The organism is Streptomyces sp. NPDC002130 (assembly GCF_040296465.1).
In the GTDB taxonomy this organism is placed as follows: domain Bacteria; phylum Actinomycetota; class Actinomycetes; order Streptomycetales; family Streptomycetaceae; genus Streptomyces.
Genome location: NZ_JBEOXI010000180.1, coordinates 1 through 17,352, shown reverse-complemented (window position 1 = coordinate 17,352; position 17,352 = coordinate 1). Strand labels below are relative to the sequence as shown.

Genomic DNA, 17,352 nt, shown 5'->3' with positions numbered 1-17,352 from the left:
CTCCACGCCACCGTGGCGATCAGACCTTGAGGGGCTCGCCCTCGTCGTCCCGCGCCGCCGGTCCGGCGACCGCCTGCGGCGTCTCGTCGTGCGTGAGGTCCGGCAGCCGGTGCAGCCACTTCGGCAGGTACCAGTTGCGCTCGCCGAGCAGCGCCATCACGGCCGGCAGCAGCACGCCCCGGATGATCGTCGCGTCGATCAGCACCGCGGCCGCGAGGCCGACGCCCATCTGCTTCATGGACTGCATCGACAGTGTCCCGAAGATCGCGAACACGGCGACCATGATGACCGCGGCACTGGTGACCACCCCGGCCGTGGTGACCACGCCGTGCCGGATCGCGTCCTTCGTCGCAAGACCCCGCAGCCGCGCCTCGCGGATCCGGGAGACCACGAACACGTGGTAGTCCATCGACAGGCCGAACAGGATCACGAAGAGGAACAGCGGCAGCCAGGTGATGATCGCGCCCACCCCCTCCGCGCCCACCAGGGACGCGCCCCAGCCGTGCTGGAAGACGGCGACGAGGATGCCGTACGCGGCGCCCACCGACAGCAGGTTCAGCACGATCGACGTGACCGCGATGGTCAGCGAGCGGAACGACAGCAGCATCAGCGCGAAGGCGAAGACCACGACGAAGGCGAAGACCGGGGCGACCGCTCCGCCCAGCTGGTCGTTGAAGTCCTTCGACCCGGCGACCTGCCCGGTGATCGGGGCCTCGACGCCGTCGACCTTGCCGAGGGTGGCGGGCCGCACGTCGTCGCGCAGCGTGTCCAGGCTCTCGCCGGCCTTGTCCAGGTCGGAGCCGCCGACCAGCGGGACGTACACGTAGGCGAGGTTCTGCGCGTCGTGCAGCTTGATCTCGACCGGACCCCGCGAGGCGCCCGAACTGATCGCTCGCGCGCGGAAGTCGGCGAGCGCGGACTTCACCTCGGGGGCGTTGATGTCCTTCGCCTTGACGACCACCTCGGCCGGCTCGGAGCCACCGGGGAAGGCGTCGTTGAGCCGGTTGTAGGTCTGCACGATGGGCAGCGAGTCGCCGAACTCCTGGTCCAGGGTCAGCTGCTGGGTCTTCATGCCGAGCGCGGGCGCCGCGACCGCGAGCAGCGCACCGGTCGCGACGACCAGCGAGACGGCGGGCCTGGCGAGCACGACCTTCAGGACGGCGCTCCAGAACCGGCTGCCCTCGGAGGTCCGGCTGCCGGTGCCGTTCTTGCGGCGCTTGTCGGGGTGCAGGAACGGGATCCGGCCCTTCTCCACGCGCTCGCCGAGCAGCGAGAGCAACGCGGGCAGCACCGTCACCGAACCGACCATGGCGACCGCGACCACCATCAGGGAGGCCAGGCCCATCGCCTCGAACGTGGCGAGCCCGGTGAACAGCATGCCCGCCATCGCCACGCACACGGTGACACCGGAGACGATCACGGCACGGCCACTGGTCGCCGCGGCGATCCGCAGCGCGGTCTCCGCGTCCCGGCCCGCCGCCCGCTCCTCGCGCTCACGGCGCAGATAGAACAGGCAGTAGTCGACCCCCACGGCCAGGCCGACCAGCAGCATCACGGAGCTCGCGGTGTCGTCCATCGGCTGCCAGTGGCTGACGATGCTCATCAGACCCATCGTCGCCATGATCGCGGTGACCGCGAGCGCCACCGGGAGCAGCGCGGCGACCACCGCGCCGAACGCGATCAGCAGAATGCCCAGGGCCACCGGCACGGCGGAGTACTCGGCCTTCTGGAAGTCGTCGCCGAACGCGTCGGAGAACGTCTTCATCATGCTGGCGCCGCCGATCTCCTCGATCCGCAGCGAGGAGTGTTCCTTCTGCACGCCCGCGACGGCGTCGAGCACGGGCTCGACCCGGTCGCCCGCGGTGTCGGAGTCACCGCGCATGTCGAACTGCACGAGCGCGCTGCGCCCGTCCTTCGAGATCGTCTTCGTGTCGTACGGCGACGTCACGTCGGTGACCTTGCCGGTCGCCTCGACGGCCTCGACGACCGAGGCGACGGCGTTCCTGAACTCCGTGTCGGTGGCCTTGAGGGAGCCGTCCTTCGCCTGGACGAGGACGGTCTCATTGGCCGGCTCCTCGATGCCGGCGTCCTCGATGATCCTGGCGGCGGTGTGGGTCTCGCCCGACAGCTGGTCGCTCTCCTTGACGTCGACCGTGCCCATCGCCGAACCGAGCCCCATCGCCAGGACGACGAACAGCACCCAGATACCGACGGCAGCCCATCGGTGCCGGGCGCTCCAGCCACCGGCCCGGGCGGCGAAGCCCCGCACCCGTATGTCTTCGTTCCCCATGACCGGACTGCCCCCTCGAGATGCGGTGGCGGCCCCCTGCCGCCCCCTTCCGCTTCGAAGGTATGGGCCGGATAAAGCCATCTCGTCGTGCTGTCCGATGAAGTGACAGGGCCGGAACTCATCCCCATGGAGTGAGCCTCTCCCCACTGGGGAGGACCCCCGGAGACTGTGGTCCCTTACACCTATCGGCAGACATACCGGGCTCCTCGGGTGTGTGGATCCTGAGCAGACGGTTGTGCCCCGCGAAGACCGATGAGTAATTTACGGGGCCGGGCAGCTGCCCGCCGCGGCCGTCGTGCCCACCCCCACGGGGCACGACGGCCGCTCTATCGTGAGCGGATGACGACGACATACGCGGCCCTGCTGCGCGGCATCAACGTGGGCGGCAGCAGGAAGGTCCCCATGGCCGACCTGCGCACGCTCCTGACGGACCTCGGCCTCGACGACGTCCGCACCTACCTGCAGAGCGGCCAGGCCGTGTTCGCCTCCGGCCACGGCGGCGAGGAGTCGCTGGCCGCCGAGATCGCGCAGGCCATCGAGAAGCGCTTCGGGTTCGGCGTCGACGTGATCGTGCGCGACAACACCTATCTGAAGGCGATCGCCGACGCCTGCCCGTTCCCGGCCGCCGGCCTGGAGCCCAAGCAGCTCCACGTCACCTACTTCTCCGCGCCCGTCACCCCCGACCGCTTCGCGGAGATCGACCAGGACGCCTACCTCCCCGAGGAGTTCCGCCTCGGCGACCGGGCCCTGTACCTGTACGCCCCGAACGGCCTGGGCCGCTCCAAGCTGGCCGAACACCTGTCGAAGCCGCGCATCAACAAGGGCGTGATCGCCACGACCCGCAACTGGAACACCGTCGTCAAGCTCGTGGAGATGACGGGTGCCTGAGCACAACCCCGCCGTCGAGGCCGCGATGGAGGGCGAACTCGCCCTGCTCACCCCGAAGGTCCGCCGCTCGCCCGAACGGGTCGGGGCGCTGCTCCACCCCGACTTCCACGAGTTCGGCGCCTCCGGCCGGCACTGGAGCCGGGCCGCCATCATCGCCTCACTGGCCGCGACCACCGAGCCGGGAGCCCGCCCCGTCGCCGTCTCCGCCCTGCGCGGCGTCCAGCTCGCCCCGGACCTCGTCCACCTCACGTACGACACGGAGTACGACGGCAGCCGCGCACACCGCAGTTCACTGTGGCGGCGCACGGAGGGCCGCTGGCTGCTCTACTTCCACCAGGCGACCCCGTTCAGCGAACGGGCAACGTGACGCGCCTGCCCCGGGCGGGGCGCGCACGACGTCATGCCGGCCCTGCCCTCCGGGGCCGGGCCAACCCGTCGGTCGTCCCCGTGAACACCTCCGCCGTCCGCTGCGTACCTACCGACGGACGGCACGAGAACGGAGTCTCGCGAGAGGAATCGCACGGCCACCGACAGGAGCCCGCAGTCATGAGCGACACGAACCTCGTCTACGCCTACGCGGTCCTGCGCCGCACCCCCGAGGCAGCGGCGGCCACGCCCCATCTGCGCGGTGTCGCCGGAGAACCGATCCACCTGATCACCCCGGCGGTCACCGGCCCCCAGCTCGCCTTCGCCATCGGCCACGTCCCGCCCGCCGACTACGACGACACCCCCCTCCAGGCCCATCTCCACGACGTGGACTGGCTGGAGTCCACGGTCCGCTCCCACCACGCCGTGGTGGCCGCCCTGGTCGCCTCCGGCGCCGCCGTACTGCCCCTGCGCCTCGCCACCGTCTACCGCGACGAGGACCGCGCCCGCCAGGCCCTGGACACCCGGCGTGGCTACTTCCTCTCCCTGCTCGACCGCCTCACGGGCCACGTCGAACTCGGCGTCAAGACCTACGCCACCCCGGACATCACCCCACCCGAAGCCGACACCGAATCCGCACCGGACCCGGTCACGGGCCTCGGAGTCGGCCGCGCCTACCAGGTCATCCGCCGCCGCAGACAACGGCGGAACGACGAGGCCTGGCGTACGGTCACCCAGGCCGCCGCCCGCCTCACCGACACGGCCGCCGCCCTCGCTGTCGACCGCGTCGCCCACACCCCCGAACGCGGCAGCCTGGCGGGCTCGGCCCCCGGCACCAACATCGGCAACGACGCCTATCTCGTCCCGGCCGACCGCGTCCACGCCTTCCGCACGGGCATCCTCGCGACCGCCGAGGGCGTCCCCGGCCTCCGCGTGGAGATCAGCGGCCCCTGGGCCCCCTACTCCTTCGCCCTGCAACCGGAACCGTACGAGGAACCGGCGGCGTGAGCGTGGTCCCGCGGCGGCCCGGCCGGCGTCAGGCGCTCGCGGCCGCGGGCAGCGGCATCCGGGCCGCCTCGTACCGCTCCAGCACCACCCGTGCCACCTCCGGCGCCGGGCCCAGGACGTCCGCCAGGACATCCGCCTGCGCCGCGCCCCGGGCGATACGGTCCGGGAGGAAGCCGGGGGCCAGGACGTACGGGGCGACAGCGACGCGGGAGCAGCCGAGGGCGCGGAGTTCGCGGACCGCGTCCTCCGTGCGCGGAAGGGATGCGGAGGCGAACGCAGGCCGCACGGCGCACCAGCCGGTGTGCCGCCACTCCCGCGCGATTTCTGCGATCACTGCGATCGCCTCCGGGTCGGTGGACCCCGCCGAGGCCAGGACGACCCCGGTGGAGGACTTGTCGGCAGGCGTCAGGCCCGCCTCGTACAGGCGCCGCTCCAGTGCCGCCAGGAGCAGGGGGGAGGGGCCGAGGACGTCCGCCTGGTGGATGCGCAGCTGCGGGGGCGCGTCCGCGAGGACCGCGGGGATATCCGCCTTCGCGTGAAACGCCCGGGTGAGCAGGAGGGGCAGGGCGACGACGTCGCGCACGCCCTGCACCGCCAGGGACTCCAGCACCCCCTGCACCGAGGGGACGTTGAAGTCCAGGAAGCCCGTCTCCACCCGTACGTCGGGGCGCGTCGCGCGCACCCGGCGTACCAGGGCGTGCACCGTCGCGGCATGCCGCGGGTCGCGGCTGCCGTGGGCGATGACGAGGAGAACGGGCTTGTTCGTCATGGGACTCAGTTCTTCACCAGCAGGCCGCGGCTGCGCAGCACCCACCGCTCCAGCGGGCTGAAGATCAGCAGGTCGATGGCGATGCCGACGATCAGAATCAGAAGGATCGCCTCGAACACCATGGCCATGTCGCTGGCGTTGCGGCCGTTCTCCAGCAGCTGGCCGAGTCCGACACCGAGGTCGGGGAAGGACGCGATGATCTCGGCGGCCATCAGGGAGCGCCACGAGAAGGCCCAGCCCTGCTTCAGGCCCGCCACATAACCGGGCAGGGCCGCCGGCAGGACGATGTGCCAGGTGCCCTTCAGACCCGTGGCGCCGAGCGTGCGGCCCGCGCGCAGGAACAGCGGGGGCACCTGGTCCACGCCGGACACCAGGCCGTTGGCGATCGAGGGGACCGCGCCGAGCAGGATCACCGCGTACATCATCGAGTTGTTCAGGCCCAGCCAGATCACCGCCGGCGGCACCCAGGCGACCGACGGCAGGGACTGCAGGCCCGACAGGATCGGGCCGATCGCCGCGCGGACGAACTTCACCCGGGCCACGATCAGGCCCAGCGGCGTGCCGATCAGCAGGGCGAAGAGGAACCCGAGCAGACCGCGCGAGACGCTGGTCCAGATGTAGCCGAGCAGCTCGCCCTGGAGCCACGCCGTCTGCACGACGTCCCACACCGCGGACGGCGCGGGCAGCTTGGTCGGGTCCTCGACGACCTTGAAGGAGACGAGCGCCTGCCAGACCGCCAGCACCAATGCCACGGCGAGGACGGGCGGCAAAACCTTCTGGGTGAAGGTCTGCCGGAACGGGACCCGGCTCGTCTGCCGCGTCTCCAGCGCGTCGAGGCCCGCCTCCAGCCCGGCGAGATCGTTGCCGTCCTTGGCGACGGTCGTCGAATCAGTGCTGGCCATGACGGCGGATCTCCCCACGCAGTTCTTCGGTGATCTCGACGGACAGCTCCGCCACGGCGGTGTCCTCGATGCGGCGCGGATGCGGGATGCCGACCGTCCACTCCCGCGCGATCCGCCCGGGGCGGGACGACAGCAGCACCACCCGCTGCGCGAGCCGCACCGCCTCACGCACGTTGTGCGTGACGAACAGGACGGACACCTGCGTCTCGCGCCAGATGCGGGTCAGCTCGTCGTGCAGCACGTCCCGCGTGATGGCGTCCAGCGCCGCGAACGGCTCGTCCATCAGCAGCAGCTTGCTCTCCTGCGCGAGGGCACGCGCCAGCGCGACACGCTGGCGCATACCGCCCGACAGCTCGTGCACCCGCTTGCCGTACGCGCCCTTCAGCCGCACCAGTTCGAGCAGCTCCTCGGCCCGCTCCCGGCGCTCGGCCTTCGGCACGCCCCGCAGCTTCAGGGCGAGCTCGATGTTCTTGCCCGCGGTCAGCCACGGGAACAGCGCGTGCTCCTGGAACATCAGCGCCGGGCGGCCGTCCGTGGCGATCTCGCCGGCGGTGGGGCGGTCCAGGCCCGCCACCAGGTTGAGCAGCGTGGACTTGCCGCAGCCCGAGGCCCCCAGGAGGGTGACGAACTCTCCGGGCGCGACATCGAGGGTGATGTCGTCCAGGACGAGCTGCTGTCCGGCGGGGCCCGAGAACGACTTCGACACGTGCTCGATCCGGGCGGCGTGCGTGGCCGACTCGGTGCCGTCGGCGGCCTTGGTGAGGGTCGTGGCCATGGTCGTCACCTCCTGGGAACTCTTCACAATGCGGCTTCGGATCGGGCTTACTTCACGCCGAGGCCGGCGTCGTCGACCGCGGGCTCGCCCTCGGCCTTCAGGACCTTGTTCAGCGGAACGAGGTCGTAGATGCCCTTCAGGTTCGGCTTCTCCAGCAGACCCGCCTTCACCGCGTGCTCCGCCTCGGTGTTGAGGGTGGAGGCCAGCGGGTCGTCGGTGAACCGGATCGACTTCCACGCCGGGTCCAGCACGTCGGCGGGCAGCGCCTTGCCGGTTTCCTGCTCCAGCAGCTTGTTCGCCGCCTCCTTCGCCGCGTCCGGGTTCGCGTTGATCCACTTGTTGGTCTCGACCGAGCCCTTGAGCACGGCCTCGACGACCTTCGGGTGCTTCTCGAGGAAGTCCTGCCGCACGATGATGTTCGTGATCACGAACTTCTTGTCCGGCCACAGCGTCGACTCGTCGAGCAGCACCTTGCCGCCCTCGGCGACCAGCTTCGACGCGGTCGGCTCCGGCACCCAGGCGCCGTCGATCGAACCGGCCTTGAAGGCGTCCGGGGTGACCTTGTTGTCGCTGCGGACTACCGTGACGTCACCCTTGCCGCTCTGCGGGTCGACCTTCCAGCCCTGGTCCGCGGCCCAGTTGAGGAACGCCACGTCCTGCGTGTTGCCGAGCTGCGGGGTGGCGATCCGCTTGCCCTTGACGTCCTTCAGCGACTTGACCTTGTCCGGGTTGACGACCAGCTTCACACCGCCGGACGCCGAACCGCCGATGATGCGCAGGTTCTTGCCCGCGGACTTGGTGTAGCCGTTGATCGCCGGGGACGGGCCGATCCAGCCGATGTCGATGGACTTGGAGTTGAGCGCCTCGATCTCCGAGGGACCGGCGTTGAAGACGGCCGGCTCGACCTTGGTGGCGCCCAGGGCCTTCTGGAAGAAGCCCTTCTGCATACCCACCAGAGCGGTGCCGTGGGTGAGGTTGCCGAAGTAGCCGATCTTGACGGTGTCGAGACCGTCGATCTTCTTGGCCCCGGCGGCGACCTTGGCGGCGCCGTCGTCCTTGGCCTCGGAGCCGTAGCCGCAGGCGGCCAGTGTGAGCAGGGGAAGTGCGGCGATGACCGCGAAACCGCGGCGCAGAGCGGATGAAGCAGGCACGGGAGGTGGTCCTCTCGGAGGCCCGGCGGTCACGGTCTCTCAGGTCGTGGCCGGGAGGTCGGCAGGTTTTCGTCTACGGCGGTGGGGGGTGAGGGCGCGCAGGCAGTGCGCGTACGTCAGCGCACACATCGCGCCACTCCGCCCTGCCCGCTGCCGAGAGCACCGCTGCCGACGCGGCCGCCCTCCTTCGCGAACGTGGAGTAGAAGTCGGGGGAGTTCATGTCAGAAGTCCCACCCGTCGTCCTCGGACTCGTCCTTGACCGGCTCCGGGGCCGCGAAGGACTCGCCGACCATGCCGGCGGTGAGGGTCTGGCCGTCGTTCGGGTCGATCAGGATGAAGGAGCCGGTACGGCGCGAGTCGGCGTAGGAGTCGACCGGCAGCGGCTCGGCGGTGCGGACCTTCACCCGGCCGATGTCGTTGGCGACGAGCTGTCCCGGGTGCGGGTGCAGGGACAGGTCGTCGAGGGTGAGACGGGACGGGATGTCCTTGACGATCGCCTTGACCGTGCGGGTGCCGTGCTTGAGCAGCACCCGGTGCCCGACCGTCAGCGGGGCGTCGGCCACGTGGCAGACGGTCGCCTCGATGTCCTGCGTGGTCGCGGGCGCGTCCTTGCTCGGCACGATCAGGTCGCCGCGCGAGATGTCGATGTCGTCCTCCAGCAGGAGGGTCACCGACTGCGTCGTCCAGGCCACGTCCACCGGCTCGCCCAGCAGGTCGATGCCGGAGATCTTCGAGGCGCGGCCCGACGGCAGCACCGTGACGGACTCGCCCACGCGGAAGGAACCGGCCGCGATCTGACCGGCGTAGCCCCGGTAGTCCGGGTGGTCCGCGTTCTGCGGGCGGATCACGTACTGCACGGGCAGCCGGGCGTGGCAGTGGCTCAGGTCGTGGCTGACCGGCACCGTCTCCAGGTGCTCCAGCACGGTCGGGCCGCCGTACCAGTCCATGTTCGCGGAAGGCTCCACCACGTTGTCGCCGACGAGCGCCGAGATCGGGATCGCGGTGACCTCCGGGACGCCCAGCTCCGTCGCGTACGCCGTGAACTCCTCGGCGATGGCCGCGAACACCGTCTCCTCGTAGCCGACGAGGTCCATCTTGTTGACGGCCAGGACCACGTGCGGCACGCGCAGCAGGGCGGCGATGGCCGCGTGCCGGCGGGTCTGCTCGACCACACCGTTGCGGGCGTCGACCAGGATCACCGTCAGCTCGGCGGTGGAGGCGCCGGTGACCATGTTCCGCGTGTACTGCACATGGCCCGGGGTGTCGGCGAGGATGAACCGCCGCAGGGGCGTGGCGAAGTAGCGGTAGGCCACGTCGATGGTGATGCCCTGCTCCCGCTCGGCCCGCAGACCGTCGGTGAGCAGCGCGAGGTCCGGGGCCTCCTGGCCGCGGCTCGCGGAGACGCGCTCCACGGCCTCCAGCTGGTCGGTGAGCACCGACTTGGAGTCGTGCAGCAGCCGCCCGACGAGAGTGGACTTGCCGTCGTCGACGGAGCCGGCGGTGGCGAACCGCAGAAGCGTCGTCTCCGCGAGTTCCTCGGTGGTGATCGTGCTCATCTCTAGAAGTACCCCTCGCGCTTGCGGTCTTCCATCGCGGCCTCGGACATCTTGTCGTCGGCGCGGGTGGCGCCGCGCTCGGTGAGCCGGGAGGCGGCGATCTCCACGATCACCTTCTCGATGGTGTCGGCGTCGGAGTCCACCGCGCCGGTGCAGGACATGTCACCCACGGTCCGGTAGCGCACGAGCCGCTTCTCGACGGTCTCGCCGTCCTTCGGCCCGCCCCACTCGCCGGCGGTCAGCCACATGCCGCTGCGGGAGAACACCTCGCGCTCGTGGGCGTAGTAGATCTGCGGCAGCTCGATGCCCTCGCGGGCGATGTACTGCCACACGTCCAGCTCGGTCCAGTTGGACAGCGGGAACACGCGGACGTGCTCGCCGGGCGCGTGCCGGCCGTTGTACAGGTTCCACAGCTCCGGGCGCTGGCGGCGCGGGTCCCACTGGGAGAACTCGTCACGCAGGGAGAACACCCGCTCCTTGGCCCGCGCCTTCTCCTCGTCGCGGCGCCCGCCGCCGAAGACGGCGTCGAACTTCTCCGCCTGGATCTTCTCGGTCAGCGGCAGCGTCTGCAGCGGGTTGCGGGTGCCGTCCGGACGCTCCTTGAGGACACCGCGGTCGATGTAGTCCTGCACGGAGGCCACGTGCAGCCGCAGCCCGTGCTGCTCGACCGTGCGGTCGCGGTAGTCGAGGACCTCGGGGAAGTTGTGCCCGGTGTCCACGTGCAGCAGCGAGAACGGCACCGACGCCGGCCGGAACGCCTTCAGCGCCAGGTGCAGCATGACGATGGAGTCCTTGCCGCCGGAAAAGAGGATCACCGGCCGCTCGAACTCGCCCGCCACCTCGCGGAAGATGTGCACCGCCTCGGACTCGAGGGCGTCGAGGTGGGAGAGCGCGTACGGGCTTTCGGTCCCCTCGGAAACGGTGGCGACGGTCGTCGTCATGCCAGTCCCCTTTCGCTGAGCAGGGCGTACACGGACGCCGCGGACTCCTGCACGGTCTGGTTCTGCGACTCGATGCGCAGGTCGGGCGACTCGGGCGCCTCGTACGGGTCGTCGACCCCGGTGAGCCCCGTGAGCTCGCCCGCGGCCTGCTTGGCGTACAGGCCCTTCACGTCCCGCTCGCTGCACACCTCGACGGGCGTCGCGACATGCACCTCGACATAGCCGGTGCCGTTCGCCTGGTGACGCCCCCGCACCGCGTCCCGGCTGTCCTGGTACGGCGCGATGACCGGGACGAGGGCGAGCACGCCGTTGCGGGCGAGCAGCTCGGCGACGAAGCCGATGCGCTGCACGTTGGTGTGCCGGTCCTCGCGGCTGAAGCCGAGGCCCGCCGAGATGAACTCGCGGATCTCGTCGCCGTCGAGCACCTCGACCCGGTGGCCCTCCTCGCGCAGGCGGCCGGCCAGTTCGTAGGCGATCGTGGTCTTGCCGGCGCTCGGCAGACCCGTGAGCCAGACGGTGGCTCCGGTCGTCACGTCACTCTCCTGAATCGTCGTCGTCATCCGTGCAGCCCGCACTCGGTCTTGCTGCGGCCCGCCCAGCGACCGGCGCGAGCGTCCTCGCCCTCCAGGACCCGGCGGGTGCAGGGGGCGCAGCCGACGGAGGTGTAGCCGTCCATCAGCAGCGGGTTGGTCAGCACGCCGTGTTCGGTGACGTAGGCGTCCACGTCGTCCTGGGTCCAGCGGGCGATCGGCGAGATCTTGACCTTCTGCCGCTTCTCGTCCCACCCGACCACCGGGGTGTTGGCCCGGGTCGGGGACTCGTCGCGGCGCAGACCGGTCGCCCAGGCCTGGTAGTCCTTCAGGCCCTCTTCCAGCGGCTGCACCTTGCGCAGCTTGCAGCACAGGTCGGGGTTGCGGTCGTGCAGCTTCGGGCCGTACTCGGCGTCCTGCTCGGCGACGCTCTGGCGCGGGGTGAGCGTGATGAGGTTGACGTCCATCACGGCCTCGACCGCGTCCCGGGTGCCGATGGTCTCCTCGAAGTGGTAGCCCGTGTCGAGGAAGACCACGTCGACGCCGGGCATCGCCCGGGCGGCGAGATGGGCGACCACCGCGTCCTCCATGGAGGAGGTCACGCAGAACCGCTTGCCGAACGTCTTCGCCGCCCACTGGAGGATCTCCAGCGCGGTGGCGTCCTCCAGATCGCGGCCCGCCTGCTCGGCGAGCCGCTTCAGGTCCTCGGTGGTGCGCTCTTCCTGAGCGGTCGTCATATCTGTGCCCCTCCGGAATCGGATCGCTTCAGTCCCTGGGCCAGCAGCCCGAGGAACTTCAGCGAGAAGGCCCGGCTGCACGCCGCGCATTCCCACGCACCGTGCCCCTCCTCGCTGGGGCGCAGGTCCTCGTCCCCGCAGTAGGGGCAGTAGAACGGGGCCATCCGCTCGCTCACGACAGGGCCTCCTCGCCGGCCCGGGCCGCCCAGGTGGCGAACCGCTCGCCGTCCTCGCGCTCGGCCTGGAACCGCTTCAGGACGCGCTCGATGTAGTCGGGCAGCTCGTCGGAGGTGACCTTCAGACCGCGCACCTTGCGGCCGAAGCCGGCCTCCAGGCCCAGCGCCCCGCCCAGGTGCACCTGGTAGCCCTCGACCTGCTCGCCCTGGTCGTTGAGCATGAGCTGGCCCTTGAGACCGATGTCCGCGACCTGGATACGGGCGCAGGCGTTCGGGCAGCCGTTGAGGTTGATGGTGAGCGGCTCGTCGAAGTCCGGCAGGCGCCGCTCGAGCTCGTCGATCAGCTGCGCACCGCGCTGCTTGGTCTCGACGATGGCGAGCTTGCAGAACTCGATGCCCGTGCAGGCCATGGTGCCGCGCCGGAACGTGGAGGGCCGGGCGGTCAGGTCGAGGGCCTCCAGGGCCTCGACGAGCGACTCGACCTGGTTCTCCTCGACATCGAGGACGATCATCTTCTGCTCGACGGTGGTGCGCACCCGGCCCGAGCCGTGGGCCTCGGCGAGGTCGGCGATCTTCGTGATCGTCGCGCCGTCGACGCGTCCCACGCGCGGGGCGAAGCCGACGTAGAACCGGCCGTCCTTCTGCCGGTGCACACCGATGTGGTCGCGCCACAGCTGGGACGGCTGCTCCGGAGCGGGCCCGTCCACCAGCTTGCGCTTGAGGTACTCGTCCTCCAGGACCTGCCGGAACTTCTCGGCGCCCCAGTCCGCGACGAGGAACTTCAGGCGGGCGCGGGTGCGCAGCCGGCGGTAGCCGTAGTCACGGAAGATCGAGATGACGCCCTCGTACACGTCCGGCACGTCGTCGATCGACACCCAGGTGCCGAGGCGCACGCCCAGCTTGGGGTTGGTGGACAGGCCGCCGCCGACCCAGACGTCGAAGCCGGGTCCGTGCTCGGGGTGCCGGACGCCGACGAACGCGACGTCGTTGATCTCGTGCACCACGTCCAGCACCGGCGAGCCCGAGATCGCCGTCTTGAACTTGCGGGGGAGGTTCGAGTACGCCGGGTTGTTCAGGACGCGGCGCTTCATCTCCTCCAGGGCCGGGGTGCCGTCGATGATCTCGTCCTCGGCGATGCCCGCCACCGGTGAGCCGATCATCACACGCGGGGTGTCGCCGCAGGCGGTGACCGTCGACAGGCCCACGCCCTCCAGCCGGTTCCAGATCTCGGGCACGTCCTCGATCCGGATCCAGTGGTACTGCACGTTCTGCCGGTCCGTGATGTCGGCGGTGCCGCGCGCGAACTCCTGCGAGATCTCACCGATGACCCGCAGCTGACGCGTGGTCAGCGCCCCGCCGTCGATCCGGACGCGCAGCATGAAGTACTCGTCGTCCAGCTCCTCCGGCTCCAGAACGGCCGTCTTGCCGCCGTCGATGCCGGGCCTGCGCTGGGTGTACAGACCCCACCAGCGCATCCGGCCGCGCAGGTCGTTGGGGTCGATCGAGTCGAAGCCCCGCTTGGAGTAGATCGTCTCAATGCGTGTCCGCACATTGAGACCGTCGTCGTCCTTCTTGAACTGCTCGTTGCCGTTCAGTGGGGTGTGGTGCCCCACGGCCCACTGACCCTCACCGCGGTGACGGCTCACCTTGCGGCGGGGAGTCGCGGCGGCAGGCTTCTGCGGGGTGGCGGCCATGGTTGATACGTCCTTCGGGACAGGCGGGAAAGCGGCTCTGACCTGCGCGCGTGGACGCATGGGCAGAGGGCGCGTCATTGCGCAGGAGTGAGGCTGGGAAGAAAGATGTCGGGCGCGGGCTGAGTACGCTCAGTGCGCCGGACAGATGGCGCTGGACATGCGGCCGAGGTCGACGTGCCGCCGACTCACCAAGGCAATCCCAGTTCCAGACATGACGGAAGCGTGTCACGGCGATCTGGACACAGTCCAGCTTCGTCCAAGATGCGGACACCCTTGTCTCGCACAGCAAGACAAGGGTGGTGTTGGTCACATCGGGTGCACCCGACGTGTCCGTCCAGGTCAGACGGGGAACGCCCCAGGCCACGGTCCCGGAGCGGCGACCTCCGCCTCCTCCTCGACCTTGGTGTCGAACAGCTTGAAGCCCCGCCGCCGGTAGTTGTCCATCGCGTGCTCGCCGTCCTTGCTGCAGGTGTGCAGCCAGACCCGCTTGGTCGGCGTCAGTCCCGCCCAGCGGTCCGCGAGGTCCCAGGCCCGGGCCGCGCCGTACGACAGCAGGTGTCCGCCGATGCGCCGGCCGCGGAAGGCGGGGAGCAGCCCGAAGTAGACGATCTCCACGACCGCGTCGTCCTGCGCCTCCAGCTCCACGAACCCCGCGGGCGTGCCCCGGTCGTACGCCACCCACGTCTCCACGCCGGGCCGCTCCAGGTGCTCCACCCAGCGTGCGTACGGCCAGCCGAGCCGGTCCGTCCAGACGATGTCGCCGCCCACCGACGCGTACAGGTACCGGCTGAACTCGGGCGAGGGCACCTCGGAGCGGACGACCCGGACGTCCCCGTCCGGCGCGGCGGCCGGCAGCAGGTCGGTCGGGGCGGTCTGCTCCAGGGACCAGGTGGTCACGGCGATGGTGGTCATACGGGTCAGAAAATCATCTGACCTACTCGTCTGTCGATCGGTCCCGTACTCCGCGGGGGCGCCGGTCAGCCCAGCGCCCGGTCGACCGACGTCAGCGGCAGCGCGAACAGCATCCGCCCCGACTGGGACCAGACCTCGCCGGTCTCCTCCCAATAGGACAGGGAACCCGAACCGCCGCTCCAGCAGTTCCGTGTCTCGTCCGTGCCGCACTCCGCCGCCCGGGCGCCCTCGGTGTCCTGGCGCCACAGCGTCCCGTGCCCGCCCGGACTGCCCGCCGCGCGGTCCAGGTACCACCCCGAGCGGTAAGCCAGCACACCCCGCACCTCGGCCGTCTTCGTCTCGTACGCCTCGGTGGGGACCGCCCGCCCCGAGGAGTCGGTGGTGAGCGGGCCGGAGAGGCCCGGGTCCCGGCTCAGCGCGTAGCGCCACAGGCGGGTGCGCCGGTCGCCGTCCGCCGGCGCCCAGTCGCTCGCGACCAGACTGTCCGGGGAGGTGCTGCGGTCCAGGGAGACGGTGGCCGGGCGGGATGTGCCGTCCCCGCCGGGCAGGGTGTACGACCCGACGGCCGGCAGCACGAAGCGGTAGCCGTGCGCCGCCCAGCCGCCCCGCACCCGGCCGACCGCGTCGGACTCGACGGTGGCCCGCTGGATGCGGTCCATGTCGTACACGTACAGCGCGTCCCGGTCGCCCTCCCGGGTCGTCACCAGCAGCTTGTCCTGGTACCAGACCATGCCGGACAGCGGGGAGGCCAGCCCTCGGTAGTCCCGCCCGCCGTCCACCGGGACGGCCAGCAGGGCCCAGGTGTAACGCAGCGCGCCGGGGTCGTTCGCGTCGACGAAGGCGATCTTGGCCAGGCCCTGCCCGGGGGCCGGACCGTCCAGGGAGCCGCCCTCGGCACCCCGGGTCCAGCCGGAGAGGATCACGCGGTTGCCGCCCCAGCGGCCGTCGTCGTCCGCGTCGCCCGAGGTCGTGACCGCGCCGGCCCGCCAGCCCCGGGTGTCGGAGCCGCCGAAGCAGTACGCGCGCGTGGCCGCCGGTTCCACCGGCAGGCTGCGCTTCTCGGCAGTCGAGCAGTCGGCCGCGTCCCGCAGCGGGAGGTCCGCGCCCTCCAGTACCGTGCCGACGCCGACCGGCCGGCCCATCTTCGACGCGAGCCGGTCCAGCCACCGCCCGGGCACCCGGTGCTCGGCCAGGGGCAGCTGCCCGGCCACGTCGGACGCGGCGACCGGCTCGAGAGCCCCGGGAGCGTCGGCGACCGTGGCCTGCGAGGCGCTGATCAGGGTGGCGGCGGCGGTGAGCGCGAGGGCCGTCCCGGCCAGGGTCGCCCGCAGCGCCCTGCCCCGCCTGCGCCGCCGGTGTCTGCCGCGATGCTTCATAACGTCCTCCCGAGACGGACCAACTGCGCCTGATGATCCGCACGTTGACGGAGGAGCAGGTGGGGTGGTCCGTAGAGGGATGCTACGGCAGGTGAGCGGTGCCGCGGACGAAGACCCCGCAAATATGCGAAAGATGCACCCCCGGGGACGGCTTGTACGGCACGCGCAGTGAACCTCAGGGCGCCGCCGCGGCCCCGCTTCGCCTGCTCACCGCCGGTGCGGTCGAGTGCGGCAGCAGATCCCGGGGGTCGGCGGGAAGCAGCACCTCGACCTCGGCCTCCTCGGCGAACCGGTACGGCCGGTGCTCCAGGAACGCCCCCAGATACCGCCGGACCCGCGACATCTCGGCCCGCACCGTCACCGTGCGGGCCGGGTCCCCGAACACGTCCCCGGCCAGCCCCGAGGCGCTGCGGCCGGAGCGGTGGACGGCGAGGAGATACAGCAACTCCGCGTGCCGGGGACTCAGTTCCCGGACCCAGGAGCCGGCTCCGCCGCGCACCTCCACCGACCAGCGCCGCGCCTGCCTGAGGTCCAGCACGATCCTGGCCGGACCGTGCGGCACCGGCTCGTCGGCGGCCGCCCGCACCAGCCAGCCCCCGGCCAGCGGCTCCACCGAGCACGGCCCGAGCGCCGGCAGCCGTATCGGGCCCGCCGACAGCGACTTCGGCAGTGCCACGCGCCGCACGTACGGCATCCCGCTGACCGCGGCGGTCCAGCCGTCCGGGTCGACGACCAGCGCACGGCCGCCGAGCCGGGCCAGCATTGGCGCCGCCACCGCGCGCAGCCGCTCCAGCGACTCCGTGTGCATCTCCCGCAGCCGGGCCTCGGCCAGTTTGGCCACCGAACCGACCCAGGCGAGCGTGGCCGGGTGCATCGTCTCCAGCGGCCCGCTCACGTCCACCACGCCGAGCAGCCGGCCGTCCCGCGGATCCGTCAGCGGAGCGCCCGCGCAGGTCCAGCCGGCCTGGGAGCGCACGAAGTGCTCGGAGGCGAAGACCTGCACGGGCCGGCGCACCACGGCCGGGGTGCCCACACCGTTGGTGCCGACGACGTCCTCACGCCAGTCCGCACCCAGCTCGAAGCCGAGCCCGTCCGCCTTGCGCAGCACCGGCGGGCTGCCCTCACGCCACAGCACCCGGCCGTCCTCGTCGGCCACCACCATGATGTGGTGGGCGACGTCCGCGGCCGCCAGCAGGCCCTCCCGCAGCACCGGCAGCACATGGCGCAATACCGACGTCTCGCGCCGCCGCTGCACCTCCTCGCGGGACAGCGGGTCCGCC

At 71.1% G+C, this 17,352-nt stretch carries 18 protein-coding genes; 3 read left to right on the top strand and 15 right to left on the bottom strand.

Translation table 11 applies throughout. The annotated features are described in order from the left end of the window. Positions 1-19 precede the first annotated feature (19 nt). A complete protein-coding gene (locus tag ABT116_RS28755) occupies positions 20-2,290 on the bottom strand; it encodes an MMPL family transporter (RefSeq protein WP_351639794.1) in 2,271 nt (756 codons plus the stop codon). 339 nt (positions 2,291-2,629) lie between these two features. Here ABT116_RS28755 and ABT116_RS28750 point away from each other — a divergent pair, with 339 nt between their 5' ends. From ABT116_RS28750 to ABT116_RS28740, 3 genes are all read left to right on the top strand, one after another. Further along, positions 2,630-3,178 (top strand): DUF1697 domain-containing protein, encoded by a 549-nt coding sequence (locus tag ABT116_RS28750; RefSeq protein ID WP_351639792.1) that lies wholly within the window; start codon positions 2,630-2,632, stop codon positions 3,176-3,178. After that, on the top strand, positions 3,171-3,545 hold the full coding sequence (locus tag ABT116_RS28745) for a nuclear transport factor 2 family protein (protein ID WP_351639790.1): 375 nt from the start codon (positions 3,171-3,173) through the stop codon (positions 3,543-3,545). Before ABT116_RS28750 ends, ABT116_RS28745 begins: the two co-directional genes overlap by 8 nt. Before the next feature lie 179 nt (positions 3,546-3,724). Then, complete coding sequence (locus ABT116_RS28740; protein WP_351639787.1) at positions 3,725-4,552, top strand: GvpL/GvpF family gas vesicle protein; 828 nt, start codon at positions 3,725-3,727, stop codon at positions 4,550-4,552. A gap of 28 nt (positions 4,553-4,580) precedes the next feature. Here the strand turns inward: ABT116_RS28740 and ABT116_RS28735 are convergent, their stop codons facing one another. From ABT116_RS28735 to ABT116_RS28670, 14 genes are all read right to left on the bottom strand, one after another. Further along, entirely contained in the window at positions 4,581-5,321 is a 741-nt protein-coding gene (locus tag ABT116_RS28735; RefSeq protein WP_104778167.1) for a sirohydrochlorin chelatase, read from the bottom strand. A 5-nt stretch (positions 5,322-5,326) separates the two neighbouring features. Beyond that, positions 5,327-6,223 carry an ABC transporter permease gene (locus ABT116_RS28730; RefSeq protein WP_351639783.1) on the bottom strand — a complete coding sequence of 299 codons (897 nt, stop codon included), beginning with the start codon at positions 6,221-6,223 and terminating at the stop codon, positions 5,327-5,329. Then, on the bottom strand, positions 6,210-6,998 hold the full coding sequence (locus ABT116_RS28725; RefSeq protein WP_351639780.1) for an ABC transporter ATP-binding protein: 789 nt from the start codon (positions 6,996-6,998) through the stop codon (positions 6,210-6,212). The genes ABT116_RS28730 and ABT116_RS28725 overlap by 14 nt, the downstream gene beginning before the upstream one ends. Before the next feature lie 47 nt (positions 6,999-7,045). Further along, positions 7,046-8,149 carry an aliphatic sulfonate ABC transporter substrate-binding protein gene (locus ABT116_RS28720; protein ID WP_351639777.1) on the bottom strand — a complete coding sequence of 368 codons (1,104 nt, stop codon included), beginning with the start codon at positions 8,147-8,149 and terminating at the stop codon, positions 7,046-7,048. A gap of 222 nt (positions 8,150-8,371) precedes the next feature. Further along, positions 8,372-9,706, bottom strand: a complete 1,335-nt coding sequence (locus ABT116_RS28715; protein ID WP_184556040.1) for a sulfate adenylyltransferase subunit 1 — start codon at positions 9,704-9,706, stop codon at positions 8,372-8,374. Positions 9,707-9,708: 2 nt separating this feature from the next. Continuing rightward, positions 9,709-10,647, bottom strand: a complete 939-nt coding sequence (cysD, locus tag ABT116_RS28710; RefSeq protein ID WP_344463412.1) for a sulfate adenylyltransferase subunit CysD — start codon at positions 10,645-10,647, stop codon at positions 9,709-9,711. Beyond that, positions 10,644-11,180 (bottom strand): adenylyl-sulfate kinase, encoded by a 537-nt coding sequence (gene cysC, locus ABT116_RS28705; RefSeq protein WP_351639774.1) that lies wholly within the window; start codon positions 11,178-11,180, stop codon positions 10,644-10,646. Before cysC ends, cysD begins: the two co-directional genes overlap by 4 nt. A 23-nt stretch (positions 11,181-11,203) precedes the next feature. Then, positions 11,204-11,914, bottom strand: coding sequence for a phosphoadenylyl-sulfate reductase (locus ABT116_RS28700; protein WP_351639771.1), 711 nt, complete (start codon positions 11,912-11,914; stop codon positions 11,204-11,206). Beyond that, on the bottom strand, positions 11,911-12,090 hold the full coding sequence (locus ABT116_RS28695) for a hypothetical protein (protein WP_351639768.1): 180 nt from the start codon (positions 12,088-12,090) through the stop codon (positions 11,911-11,913). The genes ABT116_RS28700 and ABT116_RS28695 overlap by 4 nt, the downstream gene beginning before the upstream one ends. Continuing rightward, on the bottom strand, positions 12,087-13,784 hold the full coding sequence (locus ABT116_RS28690; protein WP_351639765.1) for a nitrite/sulfite reductase: 1,698 nt from the start codon (positions 13,782-13,784) through the stop codon (positions 12,087-12,089). The genes ABT116_RS28695 and ABT116_RS28690 overlap by 4 nt, the downstream gene beginning before the upstream one ends. Before the next feature lie 129 nt (positions 13,785-13,913). Next, the gene (locus ABT116_RS28685) at positions 13,914-13,997 is read right to left on the bottom strand and encodes a putative leader peptide (RefSeq protein WP_311241247.1); all 84 of its coding nucleotides are present in this window, start codon (positions 13,995-13,997) and stop codon (positions 13,914-13,916) included. 126 nt (positions 13,998-14,123) lie between these two features. Then, positions 14,124-14,696 carry a GNAT family N-acetyltransferase gene (locus ABT116_RS28680; protein ID WP_351639763.1) on the bottom strand — a complete coding sequence of 191 codons (573 nt, stop codon included), beginning with the start codon at positions 14,694-14,696 and terminating at the stop codon, positions 14,124-14,126. Positions 14,697-14,761: 65 nt separating this feature from the next. Continuing rightward, complete coding sequence (locus ABT116_RS28675; protein WP_351639761.1) at positions 14,762-16,072, bottom strand: hypothetical protein; 1,311 nt, start codon at positions 16,070-16,072, stop codon at positions 14,762-14,764. Positions 16,073-16,247: 175 nt separating this feature from the next. After that, a partial coding sequence (locus tag ABT116_RS28670; RefSeq protein WP_351639758.1) for a GAF domain-containing protein occupies positions 16,248-17,352 on the bottom strand: 1,105 nt, incomplete at its 5' end.

What these genes read in the sequence shown, in the direction of transcription:
- ABT116_RS28740 (WP_351639787.1), top strand. Translation starts at nt 3,725, where the DNA reads ATGAGCGACACGAACCTCGTCTACGCCTACGCGGTCCTGCGCCGCACC.
- ABT116_RS28715 (WP_184556040.1), bottom strand. Translation starts at nt 9,706, where the DNA reads ATGAGCACGATCACCACCGAGGAACTCGCGGAGACGACGCTTCTGCGG.
- ABT116_RS28680 (WP_351639763.1), bottom strand. Translation starts at nt 14,696, where the DNA reads ATGACCACCATCGCCGTGACCACCTGGTCCCTGGAGCAGACCGCCCCG.
- ABT116_RS28685 (WP_311241247.1), bottom strand. Translation starts at nt 13,997, where the DNA reads ATGTCTGGAACTGGGATTGCCTTGGTGAGTCGGCGGCACGTCGACCTC.
- ABT116_RS28750 (WP_351639792.1), top strand. Translation starts at nt 2,630, where the DNA reads ATGACGACGACATACGCGGCCCTGCTGCGCGGCATCAACGTGGGCGGC.
- ABT116_RS28675 (WP_351639761.1), bottom strand. Translation starts at nt 16,072, where the DNA reads ATGAAGCATCGCGGCAGACACCGGCGGCGCAGGCGGGGCAGGGCGCTG.
- cysD (WP_344463412.1), bottom strand. Translation starts at nt 10,647, where the DNA reads ATGACGACGACCGTCGCCACCGTTTCCGAGGGGACCGAAAGCCCGTAC.
- ABT116_RS28730 (WP_351639783.1), bottom strand. Translation starts at nt 6,223, where the DNA reads ATGGCCAGCACTGATTCGACGACCGTCGCCAAGGACGGCAACGATCTC.
- ABT116_RS28690 (WP_351639765.1), bottom strand. Translation starts at nt 13,784, where the DNA reads ATGGCCGCCACCCCGCAGAAGCCTGCCGCCGCGACTCCCCGCCGCAAG.
- ABT116_RS28700 (WP_351639771.1), bottom strand. Translation starts at nt 11,914, where the DNA reads ATGACGACCGCTCAGGAAGAGCGCACCACCGAGGACCTGAAGCGGCTC.
- ABT116_RS28725 (WP_351639780.1), bottom strand. Translation starts at nt 6,998, where the DNA reads ATGGCCACGACCCTCACCAAGGCCGCCGACGGCACCGAGTCGGCCACG.
- ABT116_RS28755 (WP_351639794.1), bottom strand. Translation starts at nt 2,290, where the DNA reads ATGGGGAACGAAGACATACGGGTGCGGGGCTTCGCCGCCCGGGCCGGT.
- ABT116_RS28735 (WP_104778167.1), bottom strand. Translation starts at nt 5,321, where the DNA reads ATGACGAACAAGCCCGTTCTCCTCGTCATCGCCCACGGCAGCCGCGAC.